Here is a 23,279-nt window from a genome sequence, read left to right on the forward strand (position 1 = left end):
TCTTAGGGATCGCTCGACGTGAGCGCTTGACGCCCGCGCTGCGCCTGCTAAAGCGCTCCCCCTGCCCGGCCGCCCAAGCGGCCACGGCCCCTTCGTCTAGCGGTCAGGACGCGGCCCTCTCACGGCTGAAACACGGGTTCGATTCCCGTAGGGGTCACCAAATCTCTCTCTCGAAACTTTGCCACGCGCCAACCATGGACGGCGCGGTCGGGCGCGCCGCTCTGTCCATGGCCGGCACGATGGTCGAATTGTACAGCGACTTGTACAGTTGTTTGGGCATGCCGCGCCATGCCTATGATATAGCTGCTTGATAGGAAATGATCCTGTGATACATCTATATCATGGACTCAGCCGACCTGATTTGGCTTGCTCTGCTGCATCAGTTGCCAGCCAAGCCGCCCTATCTGCGCGTGCGGATATGGCGGCGGTTGCAGGCGATCGGCGCGGTGCCGCTGAAGAACGCCGTGCATGTCCTGCCGCCCTCGCCCGAGGCTGAGGCAGCGCTGCGGGCGCTGTTGCGCGAGATCGAGGAGAGCGGCGGCGAGGCGACGCTGATCGAGGCGCGGCTGATCGCCGGGCAGAGCGACCAGGATATGCGCCGGCTGTTCGACGCGGCACGGGACGCCGATTATGCGGAAATCGCGCAGGCCGCCCGCCGGCTGATAGATACCGGCCCGGCCAGCGGCGCGGAGATCGCACGGTTGCGGAAACGGCTGGACGACGTCGGCCGGATCGACTTTTTCGGCGCGCATGGCCGGCAGCAGGCGGAGGCCGCGCTCGCCGATCTCGACCGGCTGCGCTACTGCCATCCCGACGTCAGCCGCGACACGCCGACCCCCGCCCTTGCCCCCGCCGACCTCAAGGGCCGCACCTGGGTGACGCGCAGCGGCGTGCATGTCGACCGCGTCGCTTGCGCCTGGCTGATCCGGCGGTTCATCGACGCGGACGCGCGTTTCCGCTTCGTCGACACGCGCAGCTACGATCCCGCTCCGGGCGAGTTGCGTTTCGACATGGCCGACGCCGAGTTCACCCATGAGGCGGATCGGTGCAGTTTCGAGACGCTGGTGCTGCGCGCCGGCCTGACCGAGGATGCCGCTCTGGTCGTGATCGGCGAGATCATCCACGATCTCGACATAGGCGACGATCGTTTCGGCCGCGCCGAGACGGCCGGGGTCGGCGCGATGCTGTCGGGCGTGTGCGCCGCGACCGACGACGACATGGAGCGCATCGCCCGCGCAGGCGCGGCGCTCGACCAGTTCCATGCCCATTTCAGCCAGAAGAAGAGGGACAAATGACCGAGCCTGCCGCCGCGCCCGCTACGCCCCGCGACCATGGCATATCGCTATCCGAAGCGACCCGCGTGTGGGCGCGGGTCGCCGCATTAAGCTTCGGCGGGCCGGCGGGTCAGATCGCGGTCATGCACCGCATACTGGTCGAAGAGAAGAAATGGATCGGGGAGTCGCGGTTTCTCCACGCGCTCAACTACTGCATGTTGTTGCCGGGGCCGGAGGCGCAGCAGCTGGCCGTCTATATCGGCTGGCTGCTCCACCGCACCAAGGGCGGGCTGATCGCCGGCGGGCTGTTCGTGCTGCCGGGTTTCCTCGCCATATTGGCGCTGAGTTATGTCTATGTGCTGCTGGGCCATGTGCCGCTGATCGAGGGGCTGTTCTTCGGGCTGAAGGCGGCGGTGCTGGCGGTGGTGGTGCAGGCGGTTGCCCGGGTGGGCGGGCGTGCGCTTAGGAACAATGCGATGCGCGGGATCGCGGTGGCGGCGTTTGTCGCCATCTTCTTTCTTGACGCGCCCTTTCCGCTGATAATCCTTTCCGCCGGGCTGATCGGTTACCTCGGCGGACGCAGCGGCATGGCGCAGTTCAAGGGCGGCGTGGGGCATGGTTCGTCGGGCGGGACGGTGGTGCAGGACCGCGACACCGCTCTGGGCGAGGCGCTGCCCGACCATGCCCGGCCCGATTATGGCTGGTCGCTGCGGATTTGCTCCGTGATGCTGCTGCTCTGGCTGGGGCCGGTGCTGGCGCTGTTCGTGGCTCTGGGGCCCGACGATGTGTTTTCGCGGATCGCCGGCTTTTTCAGCCAGATGGCGGTGGTGACATTCGGCGGGGCCTATGCGGTGCTGGCCTATGTAGCGCAGGAGGCGGTGGACACGTTCGGATGGCTGAGGCCCGGCGAGATGCTCGATGGCCTGGGCATGGCGGAGACGACGCCGGGGCCGCTGATCATGGTGACGCAGTTCGTCGGTTTCCTCGCCGCCTTCCGCGACGCCGGGACGATGCCGCCGCTGGTCGCCGCGACTTTGGGGGCGGTGCTGACGACCTGGGTTACGTTCGTCCCCTGCTTCCTCTGGATCTTCGCCGGCGCGCCTTTCATCGAGCGGCTGCGCGGCAACTCGGCACTGTCGGCGGCGCTGACCGCGATCACGGCGGCGGTGGTGGGCGTGATCCTGAACCTTGCCCTCTGGTTCGCGATCCATACGCTGTTCCGCCGGGTGATTGTCGTGCCGACGCCGACCGGGGCGATCGACCTGCCTGCGCTGGGTTCGATCGACTGGCCGGCGGCGGTGCTGGCGGTCGGGGCACTGGTGGCGGTGTTCCGGTTCAGGGTCGCGGTGCTGCCGGTGCTCGCGGTTTGCGCCGCCATCGGGGCGGTGTATGTGCTGGCGGCGTAAGGCTTACGCCTCCACCAGTTCCTCGAAATCCTGGTCCTGGAGGAATTTCTCGACGTCAAGCGCGGCCATGCAGCCCATGCCGGCGGCGGTGACGGCCTGGCGGTAGATCTTGTCGGTGACGTCGCCGGCCGCGAACACGCCGGGGATGGCGGTGCGGGTCGTGCCCTTTTCGACCAGCAGATAGCCTTCGTCGGTGGGCAGCTTGCCGGCGAAGAGTTCGGTCGCCGGGTGGTGGCCGATGGCGACGAAGCCGCCGTCGGTCGGAATATGGCTCTTCTCGCCCGTGACCGTGTCGATGAGGTCGACGCCGACCAGCCCTACGGGCGTGCCGCCGCCGACGAAGCGCTCGACCGCCTTGTTCCACACGACCTTGATGTTCGGGTGGGCGAAGAGGCGCTTTTGCAGGATCTTTTCGGCGCGAAGGCTGTCGCGGCGGTGGATCAGAGTGACGTCATGGCTGTGGTTGGTGAGGTAGAGCGCTTCCTCCACCGCGGTATTGCCGCCGCCGATCACCACCACCTTCTTGCCGCGATAGAAGAAGCCGTCGCAGGTGGCGCAGGCGGAAACGCCCTTGCCCTGAAGATGCTCCTCCCCCTCGACGCCCAGCCACTTCGCCTGCGCGCCGGTGCAGATGACGAGCGTGTCGGCGACATAGAGCGTGCCGCTGTCGCCGCGCAGGCGGAAGGGGCGTTCGCTAAGGTCCACGTCGACGATCTGGTCGTACATCATCTGCGCGCCGACATGCTCGGCCTGCGCCTGCATCTGCTCCATCAGCCACGGCCCCTGGATGACGTCGCGGAAGCCGGGATAATTTTCGACATCGGTGGTGATGGTGAGCTGTCCGCCCGGCTGCATCCCCTGCACCACAATCGGCGCAAGCCCCGCGCGCGCGCCATAGATGGCGGCGGACAGGCCGGCGGGGCCGGAGCCCAGGATCAACATGCGGGTGGAGTGGGTGGCGCTCATCTCAGGCTTTCATCTGGTGCGATTCGGGTTGGGGACGAGAGATAGGGACCGGGGTGGAGGGTGCCAAGCGATGGATTTGCATGGGGGCTGGGAAGATGGGCTTGGGGGGCGGTGTGCGGGTGGGTTTCCTACGAAGTATACAGTGTGGCGGGGGTTTCTGGGCGCTCGCGACGCGCCTGTTGGGTCACGGGTGGGTCCCGGGGGCGCGGCGGCAAGTCACGGGGGTGCGGCGGAGGGGCTGCGGGTTGGCGCGTGTGGAGGGGGTGGGCAGGGCTTCATCGGGGATGATGAAGCATGGGAAATCCTATTAGGAAAGAGCAATTGAATAGCTTGCTCGCTTCATCTTGGTAGATTCGCAAAGACAATTAAAAGGGTATTTCCTCGATCTCGGTTTCAGCTAACATATCTTCTTTGAATGACCCCTCATTTGTCACAATTTCCAAACAAATATAACCACTTATCCGATATTTTTCCTTACATTCTTCGCCACCCCAGTAATTCCACATAGTTTTTCTCGTTTCCACCGCTATTTGAATCCACATATCTGGCGATATACGTGGCACGGGAGATTTAATAAAATGTCTAACTATGTTGGATGAATTTTCCAATGGCGCAGACGGACATTCAACTCCATCACATTTGAGCTTCCATGGGGAAGTTGTGTGGACATAAATCGCCTCTATGTCAGGAGATTTCTTATTAGATTTATTATGGATAGAGAAAGTCAAATCAACAACAGCCGTGGCCACACGATCTGTCTTGACAAGCTCACCAGACACATCTTTCAAAGCGATGGTGAATGGGCTAGTTTTCTGCTTCTCAGATTCGATAACCAGCCACTCTATCTCTGCTTTGAGATCCTTTTTTAGTGACTGAATAGAGCCACTGTAAACAATATGACGATGGTGAAGTAAATCGAATGGTATGTCGCTGGCGAACTGTGTAAGCAACGTCACCAGTTTCCCACGCGCATGGGCATACCCCACTTCATAGAACACGTTCGGATTTTTTCCGGTCATGTCGGCGATGACGAAATCGGCATTCTCAATCTGTCGATATATACGTTCAAGCATCGTCTCTGAATAAGTCTGCTCATCGACGCGCTCGGCGATAACGCCACACTCTGTCGCCACAGCTTGAATGCCTAGCTTGTAAATGTCGTCGAAGGCTGAATCAAACGGCATCAACACGAATGCAAAGGGCTTTGCCACAGATCCCCCATCTTATCTACCGGCCAGCATCTTTACTTAGCCATCCGTCAAGCGGTGCGTACATGGGCGCTCTCCACCCATGCTAAAAGGTTAGCGATCACCCGTTTAGTCACATATTACCCGCCAATCTAGCGGTAACGTGTCTGAATTCACTGTTGCTCGACAACGCCTCTTGTCCGCCACTAATCCTACGCTATCTTACCTCCATCTTACCATCGGAGCAAAGCATGGGCGTCCATGACCGGATCACCGCCACCACCACCATATCGACCAAGGGGCAGGTCATCCTGCCCAAGGCGATCCGCGACGGGAAAAATTGGGCCGCAGGGACAAAGCTGGAGGTCGAGGAGACAGCGGACGGGGTTCTACTCAGGGCCGTGCCGCTCTTCTCCGCAACCCAGATGGACGCGGTGTTCGGATCGCTGCGGTCGGATCGGCCGGCTTTGTCCGTCGAGGAGATGGATGCCGTGATCGCGCGGGAGGCGGCGCGGCGTGCGGGCAATTGACACCAATATCGTCGTCCGCCTGCTGACCGTCGACGATGCGGCGCAGGCCGATGCCGCCCGCCGCGCGATCGAGGAAGGGGAGATTTTCCTGGGGCTTACCGTCGTGCTGGAGGCGGAATGGGTGTTGCGTGCGGGTTATAGCTTCGCGCCGGAGCGGATCGCGACGGCGCTGCGCGGGCTGGCCGGGTTGCGGCAGGTTCGTGTCGAGGAGCCGGCCGTGCTGGCTCAGGCGCTGGATTGGATGGAGGGCGGGATGGATTTCGCCGACGCGCTGCATCTGGCGCGGTCGGCGCATTGCAGCGCCTTTTTGACGTTCGACCGGAGGCTCAAGAAGCGGGCTGCGGGGCTGGAGACGGTTCCGGTGGAGGTGCCGGGTTGAGGGACGGTTTGGTGGGCTAGACTTGAGCGCAATAAGTCGCGTTCCCGGCAGAAGCGACGTCCAGTCGGGAGGGCGGAACTGGGCCCCGGCTTTCGCCGGGGAACAAGGCGTGTTGCCCCCCCTCAATCCAGCACGTTGGGCAGATCCCTGAACCCCGCGTGCAGCGCGGCGCCCCAGCTTTGGGAGATGCGGGCGAACTCTTCATTGTCGGGTTCGATGCGGGTGCGGACGCGGAAGTCGTAGCTGTCTGTGGGGATGACGGTGAGGTCGAGGGGCATACCCACCGAGAGGTTCGAGCGCAGCGTCGAGTCCATCGAGACGAGCACCGCCTTCGTCGCGTCCTCCAGGGTCGTGTCGCGGCGGATGATGCGGTCGAGGATGGGCTTGCCATATTTATGCTCGCCGATCTGGAAGAAGGGGGTGTCCTCGGTCGCCTCGATGAAATTGCCGGCGGAATAGATGAGGTAGAGGCGCGGTTTCCCGCCCCGTCGCTGGCCCGCGATCATGATCGAGGCGCTGGAGCCCGAGCCGCCCATCTCGATATTCTCGCGATAGCGTTGCTGCATCTGCTGCATCGCCGTGCCCACGATCTGCGCGACGCGGTGCATCGTGTCGCAGTTGAGGATGGTTTCAATGGCGGGATCGAGCGCCGATTCCTTGATCGCCTTGCTGAGCGTCGCCTTCACCCCCTGGGTAATGGACAGGTTGCCCGAGCAAAGCATGGTGATCGCCCGGTCGCCCGGCACATGATAGGTAAAGCTCTTCCGAAAGCGCGCAATATTGTCCATGCCCGCGTTGGTGCGGGTGTCGGACAGCATGACCAGCCCCTGGTCCACGCGTACGGCTACGCAATAGGTCATCGGCCCCCCGGCCCTCCCGGAATAAGGAATCAGTCGTCCTTGAGGGGGGTAGTCTGTTGCTGCTGGCGCTGCAACTGCCGTTCCTCCACGCCCTCCTGCGCCTGCGCGATGCGAACGTCGGCGTCGATGCTGATGTCGCCCGCGACCGTCACCGATCCGCGGATCGGCGCGGCATCGTCCGCGTCGAGGCCGCTCGCGACGCGCAGATAGCGTTCGGTGACGCAGACGCGGTTGGACGGATCGAAGCCGATCCAGCCGAGATCGGGCAGATAGGCTTCGGCCCAGCCATGGGTTTCGTGCAGCACATCGTCGCCCGCCGCGAGCAGATAGCCCGAGACGTAGCGGGCGGGGACGCCGGTGCTGCGCGCGGCGGCGATGAAGATCTGGGCATGGTCCTGGCACACGCCCGCGCCGAGCGCGAAGGCCTGCGCCGCGCTGGTGTCGGCGGAGGTGACGCCGGGGCGATAGGTCACGGCGTCGACCACGGCGGCGGAAAGCGCATGGAGGCGGGCGAGCGGGCCGCCGCTGCCAGATACCGCGCGGGCCATCGCCACGATCTCCGGCGAAGCGCGGGTGAGCGTCGTGTCGCGCAGGAAATAGGCGGGGGGCACGCTGGAGCGGATATGGCCGACGACGCCGTGGGTCTCGCGGGTTTCGACCAGCCCCTCGGCCACGATCACCGCATGGTCGAGCCGGTCGTGGCTGACCCAGATCGCCTCGCGCTCGCCATAGCTGTTGGGATGGAAGCCGGGGAGCGGATCGTCGTTAATGGTGACGCGCCAGTCGTGGACGGTCTGGGCCGGGGTATCGACCGGCATGAGCTTCAGGCGCATCGCCACCCGGCCGGCGGTCGCGGCGTAGCGATAGACGGTCTGATGGCGGACGAGGAGCTTCATCGGCTGGTCCCCTCCCCCATGCCGCGCTTAGCCGAAATGGTAGGTCTGGGCGATCTCCCAGCCCAGCTGGTTGGTCATCTTGAGCCCGTGCTGCACGGTTTCGTGCAGGCCGCGGCGAAAGATTTCGCCACTGTCGAGGCTTTCCTGCTCGGTCACCATCTGCTCGATCGTTTCATGGCAGGCGCCGCGCGCGTCGTGCCAGCCGGCAAGGCGGCCGAGGCGATAGGAAAGCTGGCCGTAGCAGAAGGCGACGCTGCGCGGGAACAATGTATTGAGCATCAGGAAATCGGTGATCTGCCAGGGCGTGTAGGTGCCGCCATAGACATGATGATAGGCGCGCGCGCCCGACAGCGCGTAGAGGACCGAGGTCCATTGATAATGGTCGCGATTGCCGCCGACGACTTCGGTTTCGGGCAGCAGGACATAATATTTGACGTCGAGCAGGCGCAGCGTCATCTGCGCCCGTTCGAGCGCCGCGCCGGTGCGCAGGAAATCATGGCCTTCATTGCGGAGCTGGCCCGAATCCGCCGCGCCGCGAAAGGTCATGACGCGGGTCTTGACCCAGTCGATGAGGGTGGGAAGCTGCTGCCGCGCTTCGGCGAGGTCGTAGCTGTCGAGCTTTCGCCAGCCCTCGTTCAGCGCTTCCCACATATCCTGGGTCAGCATGGTGCGGGCGGACTTGGCGTTGGACCGGGCCTTGAGGAGGCAGGAGCGGATCGAGCTGGGATTGTCGAGGTCGAGCATGAGCCAGGCGACGACGTCGCTTTCGGTCACGGTCTTGCCTTCGGGGAAACGATGCTCCGCGCCGGTGGCACGGGCGACGGAGCGCCATTCGTCGCGATGATGCGCGCCCGGCAGGATCGCCATCCGCTGCCCCATGGTGAGCAGGCGCGCGGTGGATTCGGCGCGTTCCATGTAGCGCGCCATCCAGAACAGATTTTCGGCGGTGCGGCTTAGCATATCATCAATCCTGCAACACCCACGTGTCCTTGACCCCGCCGCCCTGGCTGGAGTTCACGACCAGCGAGCCTTCGGTCAGCGCGACGCGGGTGAGGCCGCCGGGGACGAGGCGGATCTGCTTGCCGACGAGGCAGTAGGGACGGAAATCGGCGTGGCGGCCGACCACCGCCGCCGGTCCCAGCGTCGGCACGGTCGACAGGTCGAGCGTGGGCTGGGCGATGAATTCGCCCGGGTTCGCCTTGATCCGTTCGGCATAGGCGGCGACTTCGTCGCGGGTGGACTTGGGGCCGATCAACATGCCGTAGCCGCCCGAACCATGGACTTCCTTGGCGACGAGTTCATGGAGGTTTTCCAGCACATAGGCGAGTTCGTCGGGCTTGCCGCACTGCCAGGTCTGGATATTGTCGAGGATCGGTTTTTCGCCGAGGTAGAAGCGGATCATCTCCGGCACGTAGATATAGACCGCCTTGTCGTCGGCGATGCCGGAGCCCGGCGCCGACGCGAGCGTCACGCCGCCATTGCGATAGACGTTGAAGATGCCGGGGACGCCCAGCAGGCTGTCGGGGCGGAAGACGAGCGGGTCGATATATTCGTCGTCGATCCGGCGATAGATGACATCGACCGCCTTTGGCCCCAGCGTCGTCTTCATCCACACCCGGTCATTGTCGACGAAGAGGTCGGCGGGTTCGACCAGTTCGACGCCCATCAGGTCGGCGAGGAAGCTGTGCTCATAATAGGCACTATTGAGCGAGCCGGGGGTCAGGACGACGACGACGGGATCGCCCTTGCACGCGGGCGGCGCGACTTCCTTGAGGCTCTTGAGCAACTCGGCGGGGTAATCGTCCACCGGCGCGACCACCCCCTGCGCGAACAGCTCCGGGAACATGCGCGTCATGATCTCGCGATTTTCGAGCATGTAGGAGACGCCGGAAGGGGTGCGGCAATTATCCTCCAGCACCTCGAAACTACCCGGCCCGGTCCGCACGATGTCGATGCCGACGATATGGCTGTAGACCTTCCCCGGCGGGGTGAAGTCCGCCATTTCGGCGAGATAGGCGCTGTTGCGGTAGATGATGTCGGCGGGCATGATGCCGGCCTTCACGATTTCGCCGCGATGATAGACGTCGTGGAGGAAGGCGTTCAAGGCGCGGGCGCGCTGACGGATGCCCCGGTCGAGAATGCGCCATTCGTTGGCGGTAAAGATGCGCGGCAGCAGGTCGAACGGGATCAGCCGTTCGGGATCGCCCCCCTCTCCATAGACGGCGAAGGTGATGCCGATGCGGCGGAAAATCGCCTCCGCCTCATCCATGCGGCGATTGAGCCCGGCGATGCCGGTTCGCTCCACCCATTGCTGCACTTCGTCATAACAGGGGCGTATCGATCCGTCAGGCTCAAACATCTCATGGAAGGGCAAGTGGACGATCCTCCCTCGGCCAGGACGGCCGGTTGTGCGTTGCAATATTCATGCGCGCCGCGGTGGCGATTGCAAGCCAAAAATCATGGGGAAAGCGCGAGGGAGCACAAGCGGTTGCGTGGGGAGGGAAAATCGGGCGGCTGGCGCGGGCGGCGCGGGCGGCGGAAAATTTTGAACGGTCGGCGCGCGCCCCCGTTGACCCGCCCGCCCCGCCTGCGTATAGCGCGCCCTCACCGCAGGGGACGCCCCTGACGATGCCCATGGGGCGGAGTAGCTCAGCCGGTTAGAGCAGCGGAATCATAATCCGCGTGTCGGGGGTTCGAGTCCCTCCTCCGCTACCAATTTTCCAGCCCAAATGCAGTATCTTGGCTTGAATATTTCGGCGGCTGCCCCTAGCCCGTTCCGGGGTGGAGAGCGGGCGACATGGCGATCATCAACGGAACCGACAGCGACGACATATTGATCGGGACCGATCAAGACGATTTCTTCCGACCCAAGAGCGGATATGACAAGGTGGACGGCGGAGTTGGCATCGACAAGTTGTCGGTCGATTACAGTGTCTACAAAGCCTCGTCGTTTGAGCTCTATCCCTATGCGACGCTAGGGCCGGATGGATTTAGCGGCGTGGTGAGCTCGCGGATATCCAATGACCATGTCGAATTTTCTCGGATCGAAATACTAGACGTCCGGTTCGGCATCAGAAACGATTCCTTCCGCCTGGTGGTTGAAACCCCACAATTGGAAGCGGCGTCCGTGCGGATCGATGCAGGTGGCGGGGTCGATACCTTGTATCTTGTCCTGCAGCCTATCGGGCGGGTGGTTTTCAAGGTCGATCAGGCCGGAAACGTCAGCAACAATTTCGGGAGCCGCTTTACCGGCTTCGAAGACTACAACCTCGAACTTGGCGCAGGCGACCACGTCATCGCGCTTGGTGAAGGGAGCGATCGGGTCAGTCTGGCGTCCGGCAGCAGCCGGGTGAAAATGGGCGGTGGCCGCGATTACGTTGCCTCGCAAGGCGGGCGCGACATCATCGATGGCGGTGCAGGCAGGGACCATTGGATTATCCTGACCGCAGGAACGACCGAGGCCCGGACACTGAGCGTCAACGGTCTTACTCAGACAGCTTCCCTCAGCAATGGATCGAGAGCCGTCAATGTCGAGGGGGTCGATGCCGAGCTTGGTGATGGAAATGATGTCATCCGCCTGACCGACCGGGCCGATGCGGACGTGAAGGCTGGCGGGGGCAACGACCGTTTCGTGGTTACCAATTCCGCGTCGGTCCATATAGACGGCGGAGCAGGACAAGACACGGCCACGCTCTCAGGGCTGACCAGCTACATTTACACCCGTCTGGAACGCGACCCCAACGGTGGCTTGTCAGGCCGGTTGGGTCAGGTCAGCCTGGCGAGCATCGAAAAGCTTACCGCCACTTTGAGCGACCTCTCTGACAGAATCGAGATTGACGGCAATGCGGTGCTGACCGACGCGACGCTGACGCTTAACGGCGGGCTGGGCAATGACATCATGTCGCTTGATTTCTCCGGGGCGACCATGAACATCCTGTTCGTGCCGTCGGGAGATGGCGCCTACCGTATCGCGAACAGCATATTTCGCGGGTTTGAAAGCCTGTCGGTCAAGAGCGGCGTAGGCAATGACGAACTAACCGGCGGCATCGGCGACGATGTGCTGAATGGCGGGGCGGGCAACGATACTCTGCACGGCGGCGCGGGTAGCGACATACTGGAGGGCGGCGACGGCAACGACCAGCTTGTTACCGGAGGCGGCGGCGGCACCGCGCGGGGTGGCGCTGGGGACGATATTTATTATCTGAGCGAGGGCGATAATCCGGTCAATTTGCGTGAATATGCCGGTGAGGGTTACGATACGATCATGTCCTCCATCGATGCCTGGCTGCCCGACAATTTCGAGCGGCTGGAACTGACCGGCACCGACGACTTGTTCGGTGGCGGTTTCAATGGCGATGACATCATCCTGGGCAATGCAGGCTCTAATTGGCTGAGGGGCGAGGGCGGCAACGACATATTGTCGGGCGCTGCGGGCAATGACCAGCTATGGGGTTGGCGCGGCGCAAACCGCCTGTCTGGTGGCAGCGGTGGCGACATCTTCTGGTTCGATGTCAAGGAATCGAGCGTATTGCGCGACATCATCACCGACTTCGAACCAGGCATGGACAGCATCATATTTTTAGGTCGGGAATTCGGTGGGTTAGCCCAGGGATCATTGCCCGCCAACGCCTTTGCGATCGGTAGCAGCGCAAGCACTGCTGAGCAGCATTTCCTCTACGACCCGGGTAATGGCCGACTCTATTATGACGCCGATGGCGTGGGAGCGACCGATCCGACGCTGGTGGCGATCCTGTCGAACATACCGCAGATCACTGCTGCCGACATCGGGATCGCGTAAGCCGCGCAACCGCCCGCGCCCATTCATACGCAAACACTACGCCCCTTCCCCGCTCCCTCTCTCGCATTTCAACGCGCGGGGGGACTAATGGGCTGACCGTGGACGGACCGGCGCGCAGGGGCGTGGCCGGGGTTTCGCGGGAGTTTCATCATGCAGGATCTTGTCTGGATCGGCGTCATCGCGGGCCTGTTCGCGGCCAGCGTCGCCTATGCGCGCCTGTGCGGCCGGGCGTGAGGGAGGCGCGGCGATGACCATCGACTTGTGGCTCGCGGCGCTGACCGCGACGGGCCTTCTTCTCTATCTCGTCGCCGTGCTCGCGCGGCCCGAGCGCTTCTAAGAAAGGGGCGCATCATGGCAATTCAGGGATGGCTGCTGATCGCGGCCTTTGTCGGCATCTTGCTGGCGATCACCAAGCCTGTGGGGCTGTGGCTGTTCGCGCTCTACGATGGGCGCGCAACGCCGCTGCATCGGGTGCTGGGGCCGGTCGAGCGCGGTTTCTACCGGCTGTCGGGGATCGACCCCAAGGAGGAGCAGGGATGGCGGCGTTATGCGCTGCACATGCTGGTGTTCAACCTCGCGTTGCTGCTGCTGACCTACGCCGTGTTGCGGTTGCAGGGGCTGCTGCCGCTCAACGCCGGCGGGCTTCCGGGGGCGAGCGCGGATCTGGCGTTCAATACGGCGATCAGTTTCACCACCAACACCAACTGGCAGAGCTATGGCGGGGAATCGACCATGTCGAACCTCAGCCAGATGCTGGGCCTTGCCATCCATAATTTCCTGTCAGCGGCGACGGGGATCGCGCTCGCTTTCGCCTTGTTCCGTGGTTTCGCGCGGCGGAGCGCGGCGACGATCGGCAATTTCTGGGCCGATGTGACGCGGGTGACGCTCTACCTGCTGCTGCCGCTGTGCGTGCTCTACGCGCTGTTCCTGATCGCGAGCGGGGTGCCGCAGACGCTGGCAAGCTCGGTCGACCTGACCACGCTGGAGGGGGCGCGGCAGACGCTGACCCTCGGCCCCGTGGCCAGCCAGGAGGCAATCAAGATGCTGGGCACCAATGGCGGCGGCTTCTTCAACGCCAACAGCGCGCATCCGTTCGAGAACCCGACGGCGCTGACCAATTTCGTGCAGATGCTGTCGATCTTCGCCATCGGGGTGGGCCTCACCTGGACCTTCGGCAAGGCGGTGGGCAATCCCCGGCAAGGCTGGGCGATCCTGGCGGCGATGATGACGTTGTTCCTGATCGGCGTCACCATCACTTACTGGCAGGAAGCGGCCGGCAACCCCGTGCTGCATCAGCTGGGCGCGGCGGGCGGCAATATGGAGGGCAAGGAGGTGCGCTTCGGCATCGCCGCCTCCGCCTTGTTCGCGACCGTCACGACGGCGGCGAGCTGCGGCGCGGTCAATGCCATGCATGACAGTTTCACCGCGCTCGGCGGCATGATCCCCCTGTTCAACATCCAGCTTGGCGAAGTGGTGGTCGGCGGCGTGGGCGCGGGCATATACGGCTTCCTGCTGTTCGCGATCCTCGCCGTGTTCGTCGCGGGGCTGATGGTCGGGCGGACGCCCGAATATGTCGGCAAGAAGATCGAGAGCCGCGAGGTGAAGCTGGCCGTGCTGGCGATTGCGGTGCTGCCGCTTACGATCCTTGGCCTTACCGCGCTGGCGAGCGTTACCCAGGCGGGGCTGGCCGGGTCGCTCAACAAGGGACCGCACGGGTTCAGCGAGATTCTCTACGCCTTCACCAGCGCGGTCGGGAATAACGGGTCGGCCTTTGCGGGGCTCAGCGCCAACACCCCCTTCTACAATGGCTTGTTGGGGGTGGCGATGTGGATCGGGCGCTTCTTCGTCATCGTGCCCATGCTGGCGATCGCGGGCGGGCTGGCGGCGAAACGCTATACCCCTGAAACGGCGGGCAGCTTCCCCACGACCGGACCACTGTGGACGGGCCTTTTGATCGGCATCGTGCTGATCGTGGGCGGCCTGACCTTCCTGCCCAGCCTCGCCCTTGGCCCCATCGCCGATCATCTGGCGATGATCAACGGCCAGCTTTTCTAAGATAGAACGGAGCAACACATGGCACGCACGGCGTCCAAATCGCTCTTTACCGCCGACCTGATCCTTCCCGCGATCGGCGACGCATTTCGCAAACTCACGCCCGCGCAGCTGATCCGCAATCCGGTGATGTTCGTGACCGCCGTCGTCGCGGTGCTGCTGACCGTCTTGCTGGCGGTCGGGCAGGATGGCCTTGCGACCGGCTTCAAATTGCAGCTGATCGTGTGGCTGTGGCTGACGGTATTGTTCGGCACTTTTGCCGAGGCGCTGGCCGAGGGGCGCGGCAAAGCGCAGGCGGCGTCGCTGCGCGCCGCCAAGGCGGAATTGATCGCCAAGCGGCTGAAGGGTGACGGCCCGGCGCACGAAAGCGTGGCGGCGAGCGCCCTGCGGGTCGGCGATGTCGTGCTGGTGGAGACGGGCGACCTGATCCCGTCCGACGGCGAGGTGATCGCCGGCGTGGCCTCGGTCAACGAGGCGGCCATCACCGGCGAGAGCGCGCCGGTCATTCGCGAGGCAGGCGGCGACCGGTCGGCGGTGACGGCGGGCACGCGCGTCATTTCCGACGAGATCCGCGTCAGGGTGACGGTCAATCCGGGCCAGGGCTTTCTCGACCGGATGATCGCGCTGGTCGAAGGGGCGCAGCGGCAGAAGACGCCGAACGAGATCGCGCTGACATTGCTGCTCGTGGGCCTCACCATCATCTTCCTGATCGCGGTGGCGACGATCCCGAGCTTCGCCAGCTATGCCGGCGGCAAGGTGCCGGTGGCGATCCTGGCGGCGCTGCTCATCACCCTCATTCCGACGACGATCGCGGCCCTGCTGTCGGCGATCGGCATTGCGGGGATGGACCGGCTGGTGCGGTTCAATGTGCTGGCGAAGTCGGGCCGCGCGGTCGAGGCGGCGGGCGATATCGATACGCTGCTGCTCGACAAGACCGGCACCATCACGGTCGGCGACCGGCAGGCGAGCGAGTTCCGGCCGGTGTGTGGCGCGTCGCTGAGCGACCTTGCCGAGGCAGCGCTGCTGGCGAGCCTGTCGGACGAGACGCCGGAGGGGCGCTCCATCGTCATGCTGGCGCGGGAGAAGGCGGGCGCCGCGACGCAGGGACTGCCCGAGGGGGCGGAGGTCATTCCCTTCACCGCACAGACCCGGATTTCAGGCGTCCGTATCGACGGCAGCGTGATCCAGAAGGGCGCGGTGGATTCGGTGCTGCGCGCCAATCCGGGCGCGGGCGAAACGGCGGCGGCGACCGAGCTGCGCCGCATCACCGACGAGATCGCACGCGCGGGCGGCACGCCGCTGGCCGTCGCGAAGGACGGGCGGTTGCTGGGCGCGATCTTCCTGAAAGACGTGGTCAAGGCCGGCATCCGCGAGCGGTTCGGCGAGCTGCGGGCGATGGGCATCCGCACGGTGATGATCACCGGCGACAATCCGCTGACCGCCGCCGCTATCGCCGCCGAGGCCGGCGTCGACGATTTCCTGGCGCAGGCGACGCCCGAGGACAAGCTGGCGCTGATCCGCAAGGAACAGGAAGGCGGACGGCTGGTCGCGATGTGCGGCGACGGCACCAACGACGCCCCTGCCCTCGCCCAGGCTGACGTCGGCGTGGCGATGAACACCGGCACGCAGGCCGCGCGCGAGGCGGGCAACATGGTCGACCTGGACAGCGACCCGACCAAGCTGATCGAGGTGGTGGGCCTGGGCAAGCAGTTGCTGATGACGCGCGGGGCGCTGACGACCTTTTCGGTCGCCAATGACGTCGCCAAATATTTCGCGATCATCCCGGCGATGTTCGTGGCGCTCTATCCGGGGCTGGGGGTGCTCAACGTCATGGGGCTGGCGACGCCGCAAAGCGCGATCCTGTCCGCGATCATCTTCAACGCGCTTATCATCCCCTGCCTGGTGCCGCTGGCGCTGAAGGGCGTGACCTATCGCCCGATCGGGGCGGGGCCGCTGCTGGCGCGGAACCTCGCCATCTATGGCCTCGGCGGGCTGATCGCCCCGTTTGCGGGGATCAAGGCCATCGACCTGCTGGTCAACGGGATGGGGTTGGCGTGAGCGCACCGGTGCTCCTGCGCAAGCAGGAGCCCAGGGTGCCAGGGCATCCATCTGAACCCTGGGTTCCTGCTTTCGCAGGAACACGAAAGGATAAGTATATGAACCAAGACCTGAAATCCGCCCTTCGGCCCGCGATCATGATGACAATCCTCTTCGCGCTCCTGCTGGGGATCGCCTATCCGCTGGCGCTGACGGGGGTGGCGCAAATGCTGTTTCCCGCCCAGGCCAATGGCAGCCTGGTGCGCGAAGGCGGCCGGGTTGTGGGATCGGCGCTGATCGGCCAGTCCTTCACGGCCGACCGCTATTTCCACGGGCGGCCCTCGGCGGCGGGCAAGGGCTATGACGGACAGGCCTCGTCCGGTTCCAATCTTGGCCCCGCGTCCAGGGCGCTGGCCGAGCGCGTCGCCGCCGACATGCAGACGTTCAAGGCTGCTGCACCCGATCGTCAAGTTCCGTCCGATCTGGTGACCGCCTCCGCTTCGGGGCTCGACCCCCATATCAGCCCCGAGGCGGCTTTTTATCAGGCCGATCGCGTCGCGGCCGCGCGCGGGATGAACAGCGCGGCGGTGCGGGCGCTGGTGAGCGAGAGCGTCGAACGGCCGCTGCTGGGCTTCATCGGCGAGCCGCGCGTCAATCTGCTCGAACTCAATCGACGGCTGGACGCGATTGGCGCTAAGCAGGCGCGGTGAGCGAGCCCGACCGCCCTGCCCCCGAAGCCTTTCTGCGTGCCGCCGCGCAGGAAGGCCGTGGGCGGCTGAAGGTCTTTCTGGGCGCGGCGCCGGGGGTCGGCAAAACCTATGAGATGCTGACCGACGGACGGCAGCGGCGCGAGGGAGGCGTCGATGTCGTCGTCGGCGTGGTCGAGACCCATGGCCGGCGCGAGACGCAGGCGCTGGTCGAGGGGCATGAACTGATCCCGCGCCGGGAGGTAGCGCATCAGGGCCATGTCCTGCCGGAAATGGATATCGACGCGATCCTGGCGCGCCGGCCGCAATTGGTGCTGGTGGACGAGCTGGCGCACACCAACGCGCCCGGAAGCCGGCACCCGAAGCGCTACCAGGATGTCGAGGAACTGCTAGACGCCGGGATCGACGTCTATTCGACGGTCAATATCCAGCATGTCGAGAGCTTGAACGACGTCGTCGCCTCCTTCACGCGGGTTCGGGTGCGCGAGACGGTGCCCGACAGCATATTGGAGCAGGCCGAGATCGAGGTGGTGGACATACCGCCCGACGAGCTGATCGAGCGGCTGAAGGCCGGCAAGGTCTATATTCCGCAGGAAGCGACGCGGGCGCTCACGCATTTCTTTTCCAAATCCAACCTGACGGCGCTGCGCGAACTGGCGCTGCGGCGGGCGGCGCAGGCGGTGGACGCGCAGATGCTGGAGCATGTGCGCGCGCACGCGCTGGCGGGCAATTTCGCGGCGGGCGAGCGCATCGTGGTCGCGGTGAGCGAACAGCCCCATGCGGCGGGACTGGTGCGGGCAGGCAAAAGGCTGGCCGATGCGCTCAAAGCCCCCTGGACGGCGGTGCATATCGAGACGCAGCGCGACCGGGGGTTCAGCGAGGCGGAACGCGCGCAGCTAGCCGAGACGCTGGCGCTGGCGTCGCGGCTGGGCGCGGATACCGCCAGCGTGCCCGCGACCCACGCGGTCGAGGGGCTGCGCGATTTCGCGCTGGAGGCGCGCGCGACGCAGATCATCGTCGGCAAATCGGCGCGATCCTGGTGGTTCGAGCTGCGCCACGGGTCGATCGTCGATCGACTGGTGCGCGGCGCGGGACAGATGGCGGTGCATGTGCTGCCCGCCGAAAGCGCACCACGCCCGGCGCGCGGGCGGAAGCGCGAAGGGCATTGGGGGCGGCCGACCGACTATATCTGGGCGGCGCTGATGGTCGCGGCGATGACCGTGCTGGGGCGGCTGGCGCTGGCGATCATCGACCTCGGCAACATATCGCTCCTCTATCTGGTGCCGGTGATGTTCGCCGCCGCCTCCTTCGGCCTGCGCGCCGGGCTGTTCGCGGGGCTGCTGTCGAGCCTCGCCTATAATTTCTTCTTCCTGCCGCCGACCGGCACGCTGACGGTCAGCAACCCGGAAAATGTGATCAGCATCATCGTGCTGCTGGGCGTCGCGATCGTCACCAGCCAGCTGGGCGCGCGGGTGCGGGCGCAGGCGGACTTGGCTTCGTTCAGCGCCCGGCAGAATGCGGCGCTGGCCAGCTTTTCCCGGCAGCTGACGGCGGCGGCGAGCCGCGAGGCGCTGATGCAAGCGATCTGCGCGGAGGTCGCGCGGCTGCTGGACGTGAACACGGTGCTGCTGCTGCCCTCCCCCGATGGGCCGACGCTGGGCGCGGCCTATCCGCCCGACGACCGCATGGATCAGATCGAGAAGGCGGCGGCGCAATGGGCGATGGATAACGGCCAGCCGGCCGGGCGCGGCTCCTCGACACTGACCGCCTCCGACTGGCTGTTCCATCCGCTCGGCACCGGGCGCGGCGTGCTGGGCGCGCTGGGCATCGCGCGCGAGGATGCGGGGCCGGCGCTGCGGTCCGACCAGGGATCGCTGCTGATGAGCCTCATTGACCAGGCATCGATCGCGATGGACCGGATGGCGCTGGAGGAGGAACATGCCAAGGCGCAGCAGATCAGCGAGCGCGACCGGCTGCGCGCCGCCCTGCTTTCGTCGGTCAGCCATGACCTGCGGACGCCGCTGACGACGATCCTGTCCGCCGCGCAGGAGATGCAGCGCAGCCCCTCCCCCGATCTGGCGGCCACGGTGGAGAGCGAGGCGCGGCGGCTCAATCGCTTCGTCGCCAACCTGCTCGACATGGCGCGGGTGGAGGCCGGTGCGCTGCCGATGAAGCCCGAAGCGACCGACCTGTTCGACGCGGTGGCGGGCGCGGTGCATGACACGCGCGGGTCGCTCGCCGGGCATCAGGTGGAGGTGGATATCCCGCCCGACATTCCGCTAGTGCGGGTCGATCCTGTGCTGCTGCACCATATCCTCATCAACCTGCTGGACAATGCGGGGCGCTATGCCGATCCGGGGACACCGGTCATCGTGCGGTGCCGCAGCCGGCCCGACGCGCTGCTGCTGTCGGTGATCGATGAGGGGCCGGGCATCCCGCCGGGGCAGGAGGCGCGGGTGTTCGAGACCTTCACCCGGCTGGAGGGATCGGACCGGGCGAGGCATGGCACGGGCCTTGGCCTTGCCATCGTCAAGGGCTTCGCGCAGGCGATGGGGCTGGAGGTGGAGGCGGGGAACGAGAGCGAGCCGAGGGGGGCCTGCTTCACCATCCGCATTCCGCGCGCATTGACAATCGCTGACGGGGAAGTCCCATGAAGATCCGCCATAAAGTCCTGATCGTGGACGACGAGCCGCCGATCCGCCGGCTGATCCAGACCGCGCTGGCGCGCGCCGATCATGCGACGGTGGAGGCGCAGAATGCGCGCGAGGCGATGGCGCTGCTGACGAGCGAAGCGCCCGATATCGTGCTCCTGGATTTAGGCTTGCCCGATCGCGACGGGCTGGAGCTGGTGCCGCTGATCAAGCGGCAGTCGGATGCGACGCTGATCGTGGTGTCGGCGCGCGAGGCGACCGACGAGAAGGTGGCGGCGCTGGACCTGGGCGCCGACGATTATCTGACCAAGCCGTTCGACACCGACGAATTGCTGGCGCGGGTGCGGGTGGCGCTGCGGAACCGGGTCGCGCGCGACGGCGGCGCGGCGGCGATCCAGGTGGGCGATGTGACGATCGACCTGCTCGCCCATATCGTGACCCGGCGTGGCGAGGAGGTGCACCTGACGCCCAAGGAATTCGCGGTGCTGGCGCAGCTGGCGCGCTTTCCGGGGCGGGTCATCACCCATCGCCAGATCATGGCGCAGGTGTGGCCCAACGAGGTCGAGCATCATGTCGAATATCTGCGCGTGCTGGTGCGCGGGCTGCGGCAGAAGCTGGAGGACGATCCGCAACGCCCGGCGCTGATCGCGAACGAACTGGGGATCGGCTATCGTTTGAAGGGGTGAGGGTAAAAAGACCCTCCTCCCCTGTAAGGGGAGGTGTCGCGCGCGAAGCGCGTGACGGAGGGGTATCACCCTCGCGATAGCGGGACACCCCTCCACCACTTCGTGGTCCCCCTCCCCTTACAGGGGAGGATGTTTCAGCGCTAAATCTCGATCTGGGAGCCCAGCTCGACGAGGCGGTTCGTTGGCAGGCGGAAGAACTGCATCGGGCTTTCCGCGTTGCGGATCATCCAGGCGAAGAGCTTTTCGCGCCAGATCGCCATGCCGGGACGGTCGGAGGCGATCAGCGTCTGGCGGCTCAAGAAATAGGTGGTGTCCATGACACCGATCGGGCCGCCGCAATCCTGCACCGCCTTCATCGCGGCGGGGATGTCCACATCCTCCATGAAGCCGTGGCGCAGGCGGAGGCGGTAGAAGCCCTCCCCGCAATCCTGCGCTTCGACCCGGCCATCAATGGGGAGCTGCGGCACGGATTCGGTCACGACCGTCAGGATGATGACGCGCTGGTGCAAGATCTTGTTATGCTTGACGTTGTGGAGCAGCGAGGGGGGCACGCCGTCGGTGCTGGAGGAGAGGAAGATGGCCGTGCCGGGCACGCGCTTGATCGATTGGGACGTGGAGCGGATGAAGAGATCGAGGTCCATCGCCCCTACCGAGAGGTAACGGCGCATCAGCTTGCGCCCGGTCGACCAGGTGGTGAGGAGGACGAAGACGATGAGCGCGACCAGCAGCGGGAACCAGCCGCCATCGGGTATCTTGGTCGCGTTGGACAGGAAATAGGCGCCGTCTATGATCAGGAACAGGCCGGTGACGCCGCCCGCCAGCAACGGGTGCCAGCGCCACACCTTGAACGTCAGAACGCCCAGCATGCAGGCGGTGATGACCATCGTGCCGGTGACGGCGATGCCATAGGCGGCGGCAAGATCGCTGGACGTGCCAAAGCCGATGACCAGCATGATGACGAGGATCAGCAGCATCCAGTTGATCAGCGGCACGTAAATCTGCCCCGCCGCCGACGCGCTGGTGTGGAGGATACGCAGGCGCGGCAGGAAGCCCAGTTGCACCGCCTGGCGCGTGACCGAGAAGGCACCGGATATCACCGCCTGGCTGGCGATGATGGTGGCGAGCGTCGCAAGGATGACGACCGGCAGCCGCGCCCATTCCGGCGCGAGCAGGAAGAAGGGATTTTGCGCGGCGGCGGGATCGTCCAGCAGCAGAGCGCCCTGCCCCATATAGTTGAGCAGCAGGCACGGAAAAGCGGCGTAGAGCCAGGCGATGCTGATCGCCTTGCGCCCGAAATGGCCCATGTCCGCATAGAGCGCTTCGGCCCCCGTCACCGCCAGCACGACCGATCCGAGCGCGAGGAAGGCGAGCTTCGGATCGAGCGCGAAGAAGTGGATCGCCCAGAGCGGATTGACGATGCCGATGATTTCCGGGTGGCGCAGCAGGTTGAGGATGCCGAGCACTGCGAGCGTGACGAAATAGACCGCCATCACCGGGCCGAACAATATGCCGACCCTGTCGGTGCCATGCTTCTGGATCAGGAACAGGCCGATCAGGATGGCGATGGCGATCGGCAGCACAAGATCAGCGAAGGAGGCTTCGACGGTGGCGAGTCCTTCCACCGCCGAGAGGACCGAGATGGCCGGGGTGATGATCGCGTCGCCGTAGAAAAGCGCGGTGGCGATGACCCCCAGCATCGTCACGAGCGGGGTCCAGCGGCCCGGCTTCATCGTGCGCGAAACGAGCGCGAGCAGCGCCATGCTGCCCCCTTCCCCGTCATTATCGGCGCGCATGACGATGAAGACATATTTGACCGTGACGATGAGGGTCATGGTCCAGAAGATGAGCGAGAGCACGCCGTAAATATGCGGCTGGTCCACGGCGAGCGGGTGATGGCCGACGAAACTTTCCTTGAGCGCGTAGAGCGGAGAGGTGCCGATGTCGCCGAACACGACGCCCAGTGCGCCGAGCGTCAGGGCGGGCAGCCGGCCCGGGGCATGCGAATGGGCTGAAGCCGGCGCGGCGGTGGTCATGGACGTCCCTGTTTCTGTGTCGGCACACGCCATGGCATGAAACCCCGTGCGATTGCCATGTGGGAAAAGGGGGTGCGGCATAGGATTGCCATATGATTCCGCGAAAAATAGCGCACGTCGGCACGCTTGTCGGACGAGAAAGCCCACAGGTCGAAAAGAGATGGTGCATTGCCCCGCGCGGTCGACGCGCGCCTGATCGGCCGGGCGGCCGCTACTCCACGCGGCCGGGCAGCGCCATCATGCCGCCTGCGCCGGTTCCTGCGTCATCGGCGTCACTTCATCCACGCATACCCAGACGAGATCGCTCAATTCCAGCGCTCGCCCGTCATGCGCCTGGATCACCACGCCGCGGATCGGCTGGCGGTCGCGGCTGTCGCCCAGCACCTGGCACGACGGGGGCGCGCAACCCCATTTCTCTCCCCAGACACGCAACGCGATCATCGCGGGGGCCAAGCCCTGCCCCTTTTCGGTCAGCCGATATTCGACCTTCCGCCGGTCGCAGAGCATGGGCTGGCGCAGCATGATGCCGTTTTCCACCAGCCGCGCGAGCCGGTTGGCGAGGATGTTGCGCGCGATCCCCAGCGTGGACTGAAATTCCTCGAAATGGCGGATGCCCGACAGCGCGCCGCGCAGGATGAGGAAGGACCATCGCTCGCCCATCGCCTCCAACGCGGCGGGGAGAGCACATTGTTCCAGGTCCTGGGCCATATTATGTGTCATGACAGTCACGCATAGCGCAAAGCGGCGGCTGTTGCAAAAGTGCCGCCCTATATTTGCAACATGGGATTTTTTTGTTGCACCGCAAGGGCGGTTCAAC

The 23,279-nt window shown here is 65.0% G+C and carries 19 protein-coding genes and 2 tRNA genes; 13 read left to right on the top strand and 8 right to left on the bottom strand.

Translation table 11 applies throughout. The features are described 5' to 3' along the window. The first annotated feature begins 85 nt into the window (after window positions 1–85). The 3 genes from ACETPF_RS00595 (at window position 86) to chrA (ending at window position 2,680) form a co-directional block, all read left to right on the top strand. A tRNA-Glu gene (locus ACETPF_RS00595) sits at window positions 86–160 on the top strand. A 181-nt stretch (window positions 161–341) separates the two neighbouring features. After that, complete coding sequence (locus ACETPF_RS00600; RefSeq protein ID WP_373932332.1) at window positions 342–1,295, top strand: chromate resistance protein ChrB domain-containing protein; 954 nt, start codon at window positions 342–344, stop codon at window positions 1,293–1,295. Continuing rightward, on the top strand, window positions 1,292–2,680 hold the full coding sequence (chrA, locus tag ACETPF_RS00605) for a chromate efflux transporter (RefSeq protein WP_373932333.1): 1,389 nt from the start codon (window positions 1,292–1,294) through the stop codon (window positions 2,678–2,680). The genes ACETPF_RS00600 and chrA overlap by 4 nt, the downstream gene beginning before the upstream one ends. A 3-nt stretch (window positions 2,681–2,683) precedes the next feature. Here chrA and trxB read toward each other — a convergent pair whose 3' ends face one another. Further along, window positions 2,684–3,646 carry a thioredoxin-disulfide reductase gene (trxB, locus tag ACETPF_RS00610; protein ID WP_373932334.1) on the bottom strand — a complete coding sequence of 321 codons (963 nt, stop codon included), beginning with the start codon at window positions 3,644–3,646 and terminating at the stop codon, window positions 2,684–2,686. Window positions 3,647–4,011: 365 nt separating this feature from the next. After that, entirely contained in the window at window positions 4,012–4,857 is an 846-nt protein-coding gene (locus ACETPF_RS00615) for a hypothetical protein (RefSeq protein WP_373932335.1), read from the bottom strand. 227 nt (window positions 4,858–5,084) lie between these two features. Here ACETPF_RS00615 and ACETPF_RS00620 point away from each other — a divergent pair, with 227 nt between their 5' ends. Both ACETPF_RS00620 and ACETPF_RS00625 read left to right on the top strand, forming a co-directional pair. Beyond that, window positions 5,085–5,363 (top strand): AbrB/MazE/SpoVT family DNA-binding domain-containing protein, encoded by a 279-nt coding sequence (locus tag ACETPF_RS00620; RefSeq protein ID WP_373932336.1) that lies wholly within the window; start codon window positions 5,085–5,087, stop codon window positions 5,361–5,363. Further along, the gene (locus tag ACETPF_RS00625; RefSeq protein WP_373932337.1) at window positions 5,350–5,742 is read left to right on the top strand and encodes a type II toxin-antitoxin system VapC family toxin; all 393 of its coding nucleotides are present in this window, start codon (window positions 5,350–5,352) and stop codon (window positions 5,740–5,742) included. The genes ACETPF_RS00620 and ACETPF_RS00625 overlap by 14 nt, the downstream gene beginning before the upstream one ends. 122 nt (window positions 5,743–5,864) lie before the next feature. Here the strand turns inward: ACETPF_RS00625 and ACETPF_RS00630 are convergent, their stop codons facing one another. From ACETPF_RS00630 to ACETPF_RS00645, 4 genes are read right to left on the bottom strand one after another with little or no spacing between them, the layout of a single operon-like run. Further along, the gene (locus tag ACETPF_RS00630; RefSeq protein WP_373932338.1) at window positions 5,865–6,602 is read right to left on the bottom strand and encodes a proteasome-type protease; all 738 of its coding nucleotides are present in this window, start codon (window positions 6,600–6,602) and stop codon (window positions 5,865–5,867) included. Window positions 6,603–6,631: 29 nt separating this feature from the next. Further along, complete coding sequence (locus ACETPF_RS00635) at window positions 6,632–7,498, bottom strand: transglutaminase family protein (RefSeq protein WP_373932339.1); 867 nt, start codon at window positions 7,496–7,498, stop codon at window positions 6,632–6,634. 27 nt (window positions 7,499–7,525) lie between these two features. Next, window positions 7,526–8,458, bottom strand: coding sequence for an alpha-E domain-containing protein (locus ACETPF_RS00640; protein ID WP_373932340.1), 933 nt, complete (start codon window positions 8,456–8,458; stop codon window positions 7,526–7,528). Between the two features lie 4 nt (window positions 8,459–8,462). Continuing rightward, on the bottom strand, window positions 8,463–9,872 hold the full coding sequence (locus tag ACETPF_RS00645) for a circularly permuted type 2 ATP-grasp protein (protein WP_373932341.1): 1,410 nt from the start codon (window positions 9,870–9,872) through the stop codon (window positions 8,463–8,465). Between the two features lie 264 nt (window positions 9,873–10,136). On the opposite strand from ACETPF_RS00645, the gene ACETPF_RS00650 reads away from it, so the two are divergent. From ACETPF_RS00650 to ACETPF_RS00685, 8 genes are all read left to right on the top strand, one after another. Continuing rightward, a tRNA-Met gene (locus ACETPF_RS00650) sits at window positions 10,137–10,213 on the top strand. Window positions 10,214–10,295: 82 nt separating this feature from the next. Continuing rightward, window positions 10,296–12,296 (top strand): calcium-binding protein, encoded by a 2,001-nt coding sequence (locus ACETPF_RS00655; RefSeq protein WP_373932342.1) that lies wholly within the window; start codon window positions 10,296–10,298, stop codon window positions 12,294–12,296. Between the two features lie 247 nt (window positions 12,297–12,543). Then, window positions 12,544–12,633 carry a K(+)-transporting ATPase subunit F gene (kdpF, locus tag ACETPF_RS00660; RefSeq protein WP_328275128.1) on the top strand — a complete coding sequence of 30 codons (90 nt, stop codon included), beginning with the start codon at window positions 12,544–12,546 and terminating at the stop codon, window positions 12,631–12,633. A 14-nt stretch (window positions 12,634–12,647) separates the two neighbouring features. Next, the gene (gene kdpA / locus ACETPF_RS00665; RefSeq protein ID WP_373932343.1) at window positions 12,648–14,351 is read left to right on the top strand and encodes a potassium-transporting ATPase subunit KdpA; all 1,704 of its coding nucleotides are present in this window, start codon (window positions 12,648–12,650) and stop codon (window positions 14,349–14,351) included. A gap of 18 nt (window positions 14,352–14,369) precedes the next feature. Then, on the top strand, window positions 14,370–16,406 hold the full coding sequence (kdpB, locus tag ACETPF_RS00670) for a potassium-transporting ATPase subunit KdpB (protein ID WP_373932344.1): 2,037 nt from the start codon (window positions 14,370–14,372) through the stop codon (window positions 16,404–16,406). A 98-nt stretch (window positions 16,407–16,504) separates the two neighbouring features. Further along, window positions 16,505–17,095, top strand: a complete 591-nt coding sequence (gene kdpC / locus ACETPF_RS00675) for a potassium-transporting ATPase subunit KdpC (RefSeq protein ID WP_373932345.1) — start codon at window positions 16,505–16,507, stop codon at window positions 17,093–17,095. Beyond that, window positions 17,092–19,746: a DUF4118 domain-containing protein gene (locus ACETPF_RS00680; protein WP_373932346.1), complete on the top strand. Its 2,655-nt coding sequence runs from the start codon at window positions 17,092–17,094 to the stop codon at window positions 19,744–19,746. Before kdpC ends, ACETPF_RS00680 begins: the two co-directional genes overlap by 4 nt. Next, on the top strand, window positions 19,743–20,429 hold the full coding sequence (locus ACETPF_RS00685; RefSeq protein WP_373932347.1) for a response regulator: 687 nt from the start codon (window positions 19,743–19,745) through the stop codon (window positions 20,427–20,429). The genes ACETPF_RS00680 and ACETPF_RS00685 overlap by 4 nt, the downstream gene beginning before the upstream one ends. Window positions 20,430–20,569: 140 nt before the next feature. On the opposite strand, the gene ACETPF_RS00690 is transcribed toward ACETPF_RS00685, so the two are convergent. Both ACETPF_RS00690 and ACETPF_RS00695 read right to left on the bottom strand, forming a co-directional pair. Next, the gene (locus ACETPF_RS00690; protein WP_373932348.1) at window positions 20,570–22,462 is read right to left on the bottom strand and encodes a potassium transporter Kup; all 1,893 of its coding nucleotides are present in this window, start codon (window positions 22,460–22,462) and stop codon (window positions 20,570–20,572) included. Between the two features lie 237 nt (window positions 22,463–22,699). Continuing rightward, window positions 22,700–23,182, bottom strand: coding sequence for a winged helix-turn-helix transcriptional regulator (locus ACETPF_RS00695; RefSeq protein ID WP_373932349.1), 483 nt, complete (start codon window positions 23,180–23,182; stop codon window positions 22,700–22,702). Between the last annotated feature and the right edge of the window lie 97 nt (window positions 23,183–23,279).

Origin of the sequence: Sphingobium agrisoli, from assembly GCF_041877245.1 — a bacterium.
Classification (GTDB): Bacteria; Pseudomonadota; Alphaproteobacteria; order Sphingomonadales; family Sphingomonadaceae; genus Sphingobium.

What these genes read in the sequence shown, in the direction of transcription:
- ACETPF_RS00600 (WP_373932332.1), top strand. Translation starts at nt 342, where the DNA reads ATGGACTCAGCCGACCTGATTTGGCTTGCTCTGCTGCATCAGTTGCCA.
- chrA (WP_373932333.1), top strand. Translation starts at nt 1,292, where the DNA reads ATGACCGAGCCTGCCGCCGCGCCCGCTACGCCCCGCGACCATGGCATA.
- trxB (WP_373932334.1), bottom strand. Translation starts at nt 3,646, where the DNA reads ATGAGCGCCACCCACTCCACCCGCATGTTGATCCTGGGCTCCGGCCCC.
- ACETPF_RS00620 (WP_373932336.1), top strand. Translation starts at nt 5,085, where the DNA reads ATGGGCGTCCATGACCGGATCACCGCCACCACCACCATATCGACCAAG.
- ACETPF_RS00630 (WP_373932338.1), bottom strand. Translation starts at nt 6,602, where the DNA reads ATGACCTATTGCGTAGCCGTACGCGTGGACCAGGGGCTGGTCATGCTG.
- ACETPF_RS00635 (WP_373932339.1), bottom strand. Translation starts at nt 7,498, where the DNA reads ATGAAGCTCCTCGTCCGCCATCAGACCGTCTATCGCTACGCCGCGACC.
- ACETPF_RS00640 (WP_373932340.1), bottom strand. Translation starts at nt 8,458, where the DNA reads ATGCTAAGCCGCACCGCCGAAAATCTGTTCTGGATGGCGCGCTACATG.
- ACETPF_RS00655 (WP_373932342.1), top strand. Translation starts at nt 10,296, where the DNA reads ATGGCGATCATCAACGGAACCGACAGCGACGACATATTGATCGGGACC.
- kdpF (WP_328275128.1), top strand. Translation starts at nt 12,544, where the DNA reads ATGACCATCGACTTGTGGCTCGCGGCGCTGACCGCGACGGGCCTTCTT.
- kdpA (WP_373932343.1), top strand. Translation starts at nt 12,648, where the DNA reads ATGGCAATTCAGGGATGGCTGCTGATCGCGGCCTTTGTCGGCATCTTG.
- kdpB (WP_373932344.1), top strand. Translation starts at nt 14,370, where the DNA reads ATGGCACGCACGGCGTCCAAATCGCTCTTTACCGCCGACCTGATCCTT.
- kdpC (WP_373932345.1), top strand. Translation starts at nt 16,505, where the DNA reads ATGAACCAAGACCTGAAATCCGCCCTTCGGCCCGCGATCATGATGACA.
- ACETPF_RS00685 (WP_373932347.1), top strand. Translation starts at nt 19,743, where the DNA reads ATGAAGATCCGCCATAAAGTCCTGATCGTGGACGACGAGCCGCCGATC.
- ACETPF_RS00690 (WP_373932348.1), bottom strand. Translation starts at nt 22,462, where the DNA reads ATGACCACCGCCGCGCCGGCTTCAGCCCATTCGCATGCCCCGGGCCGG.
- ACETPF_RS00695 (WP_373932349.1), bottom strand. Translation starts at nt 23,182, where the DNA reads ATGACACATAATATGGCCCAGGACCTGGAACAATGTGCTCTCCCCGCC.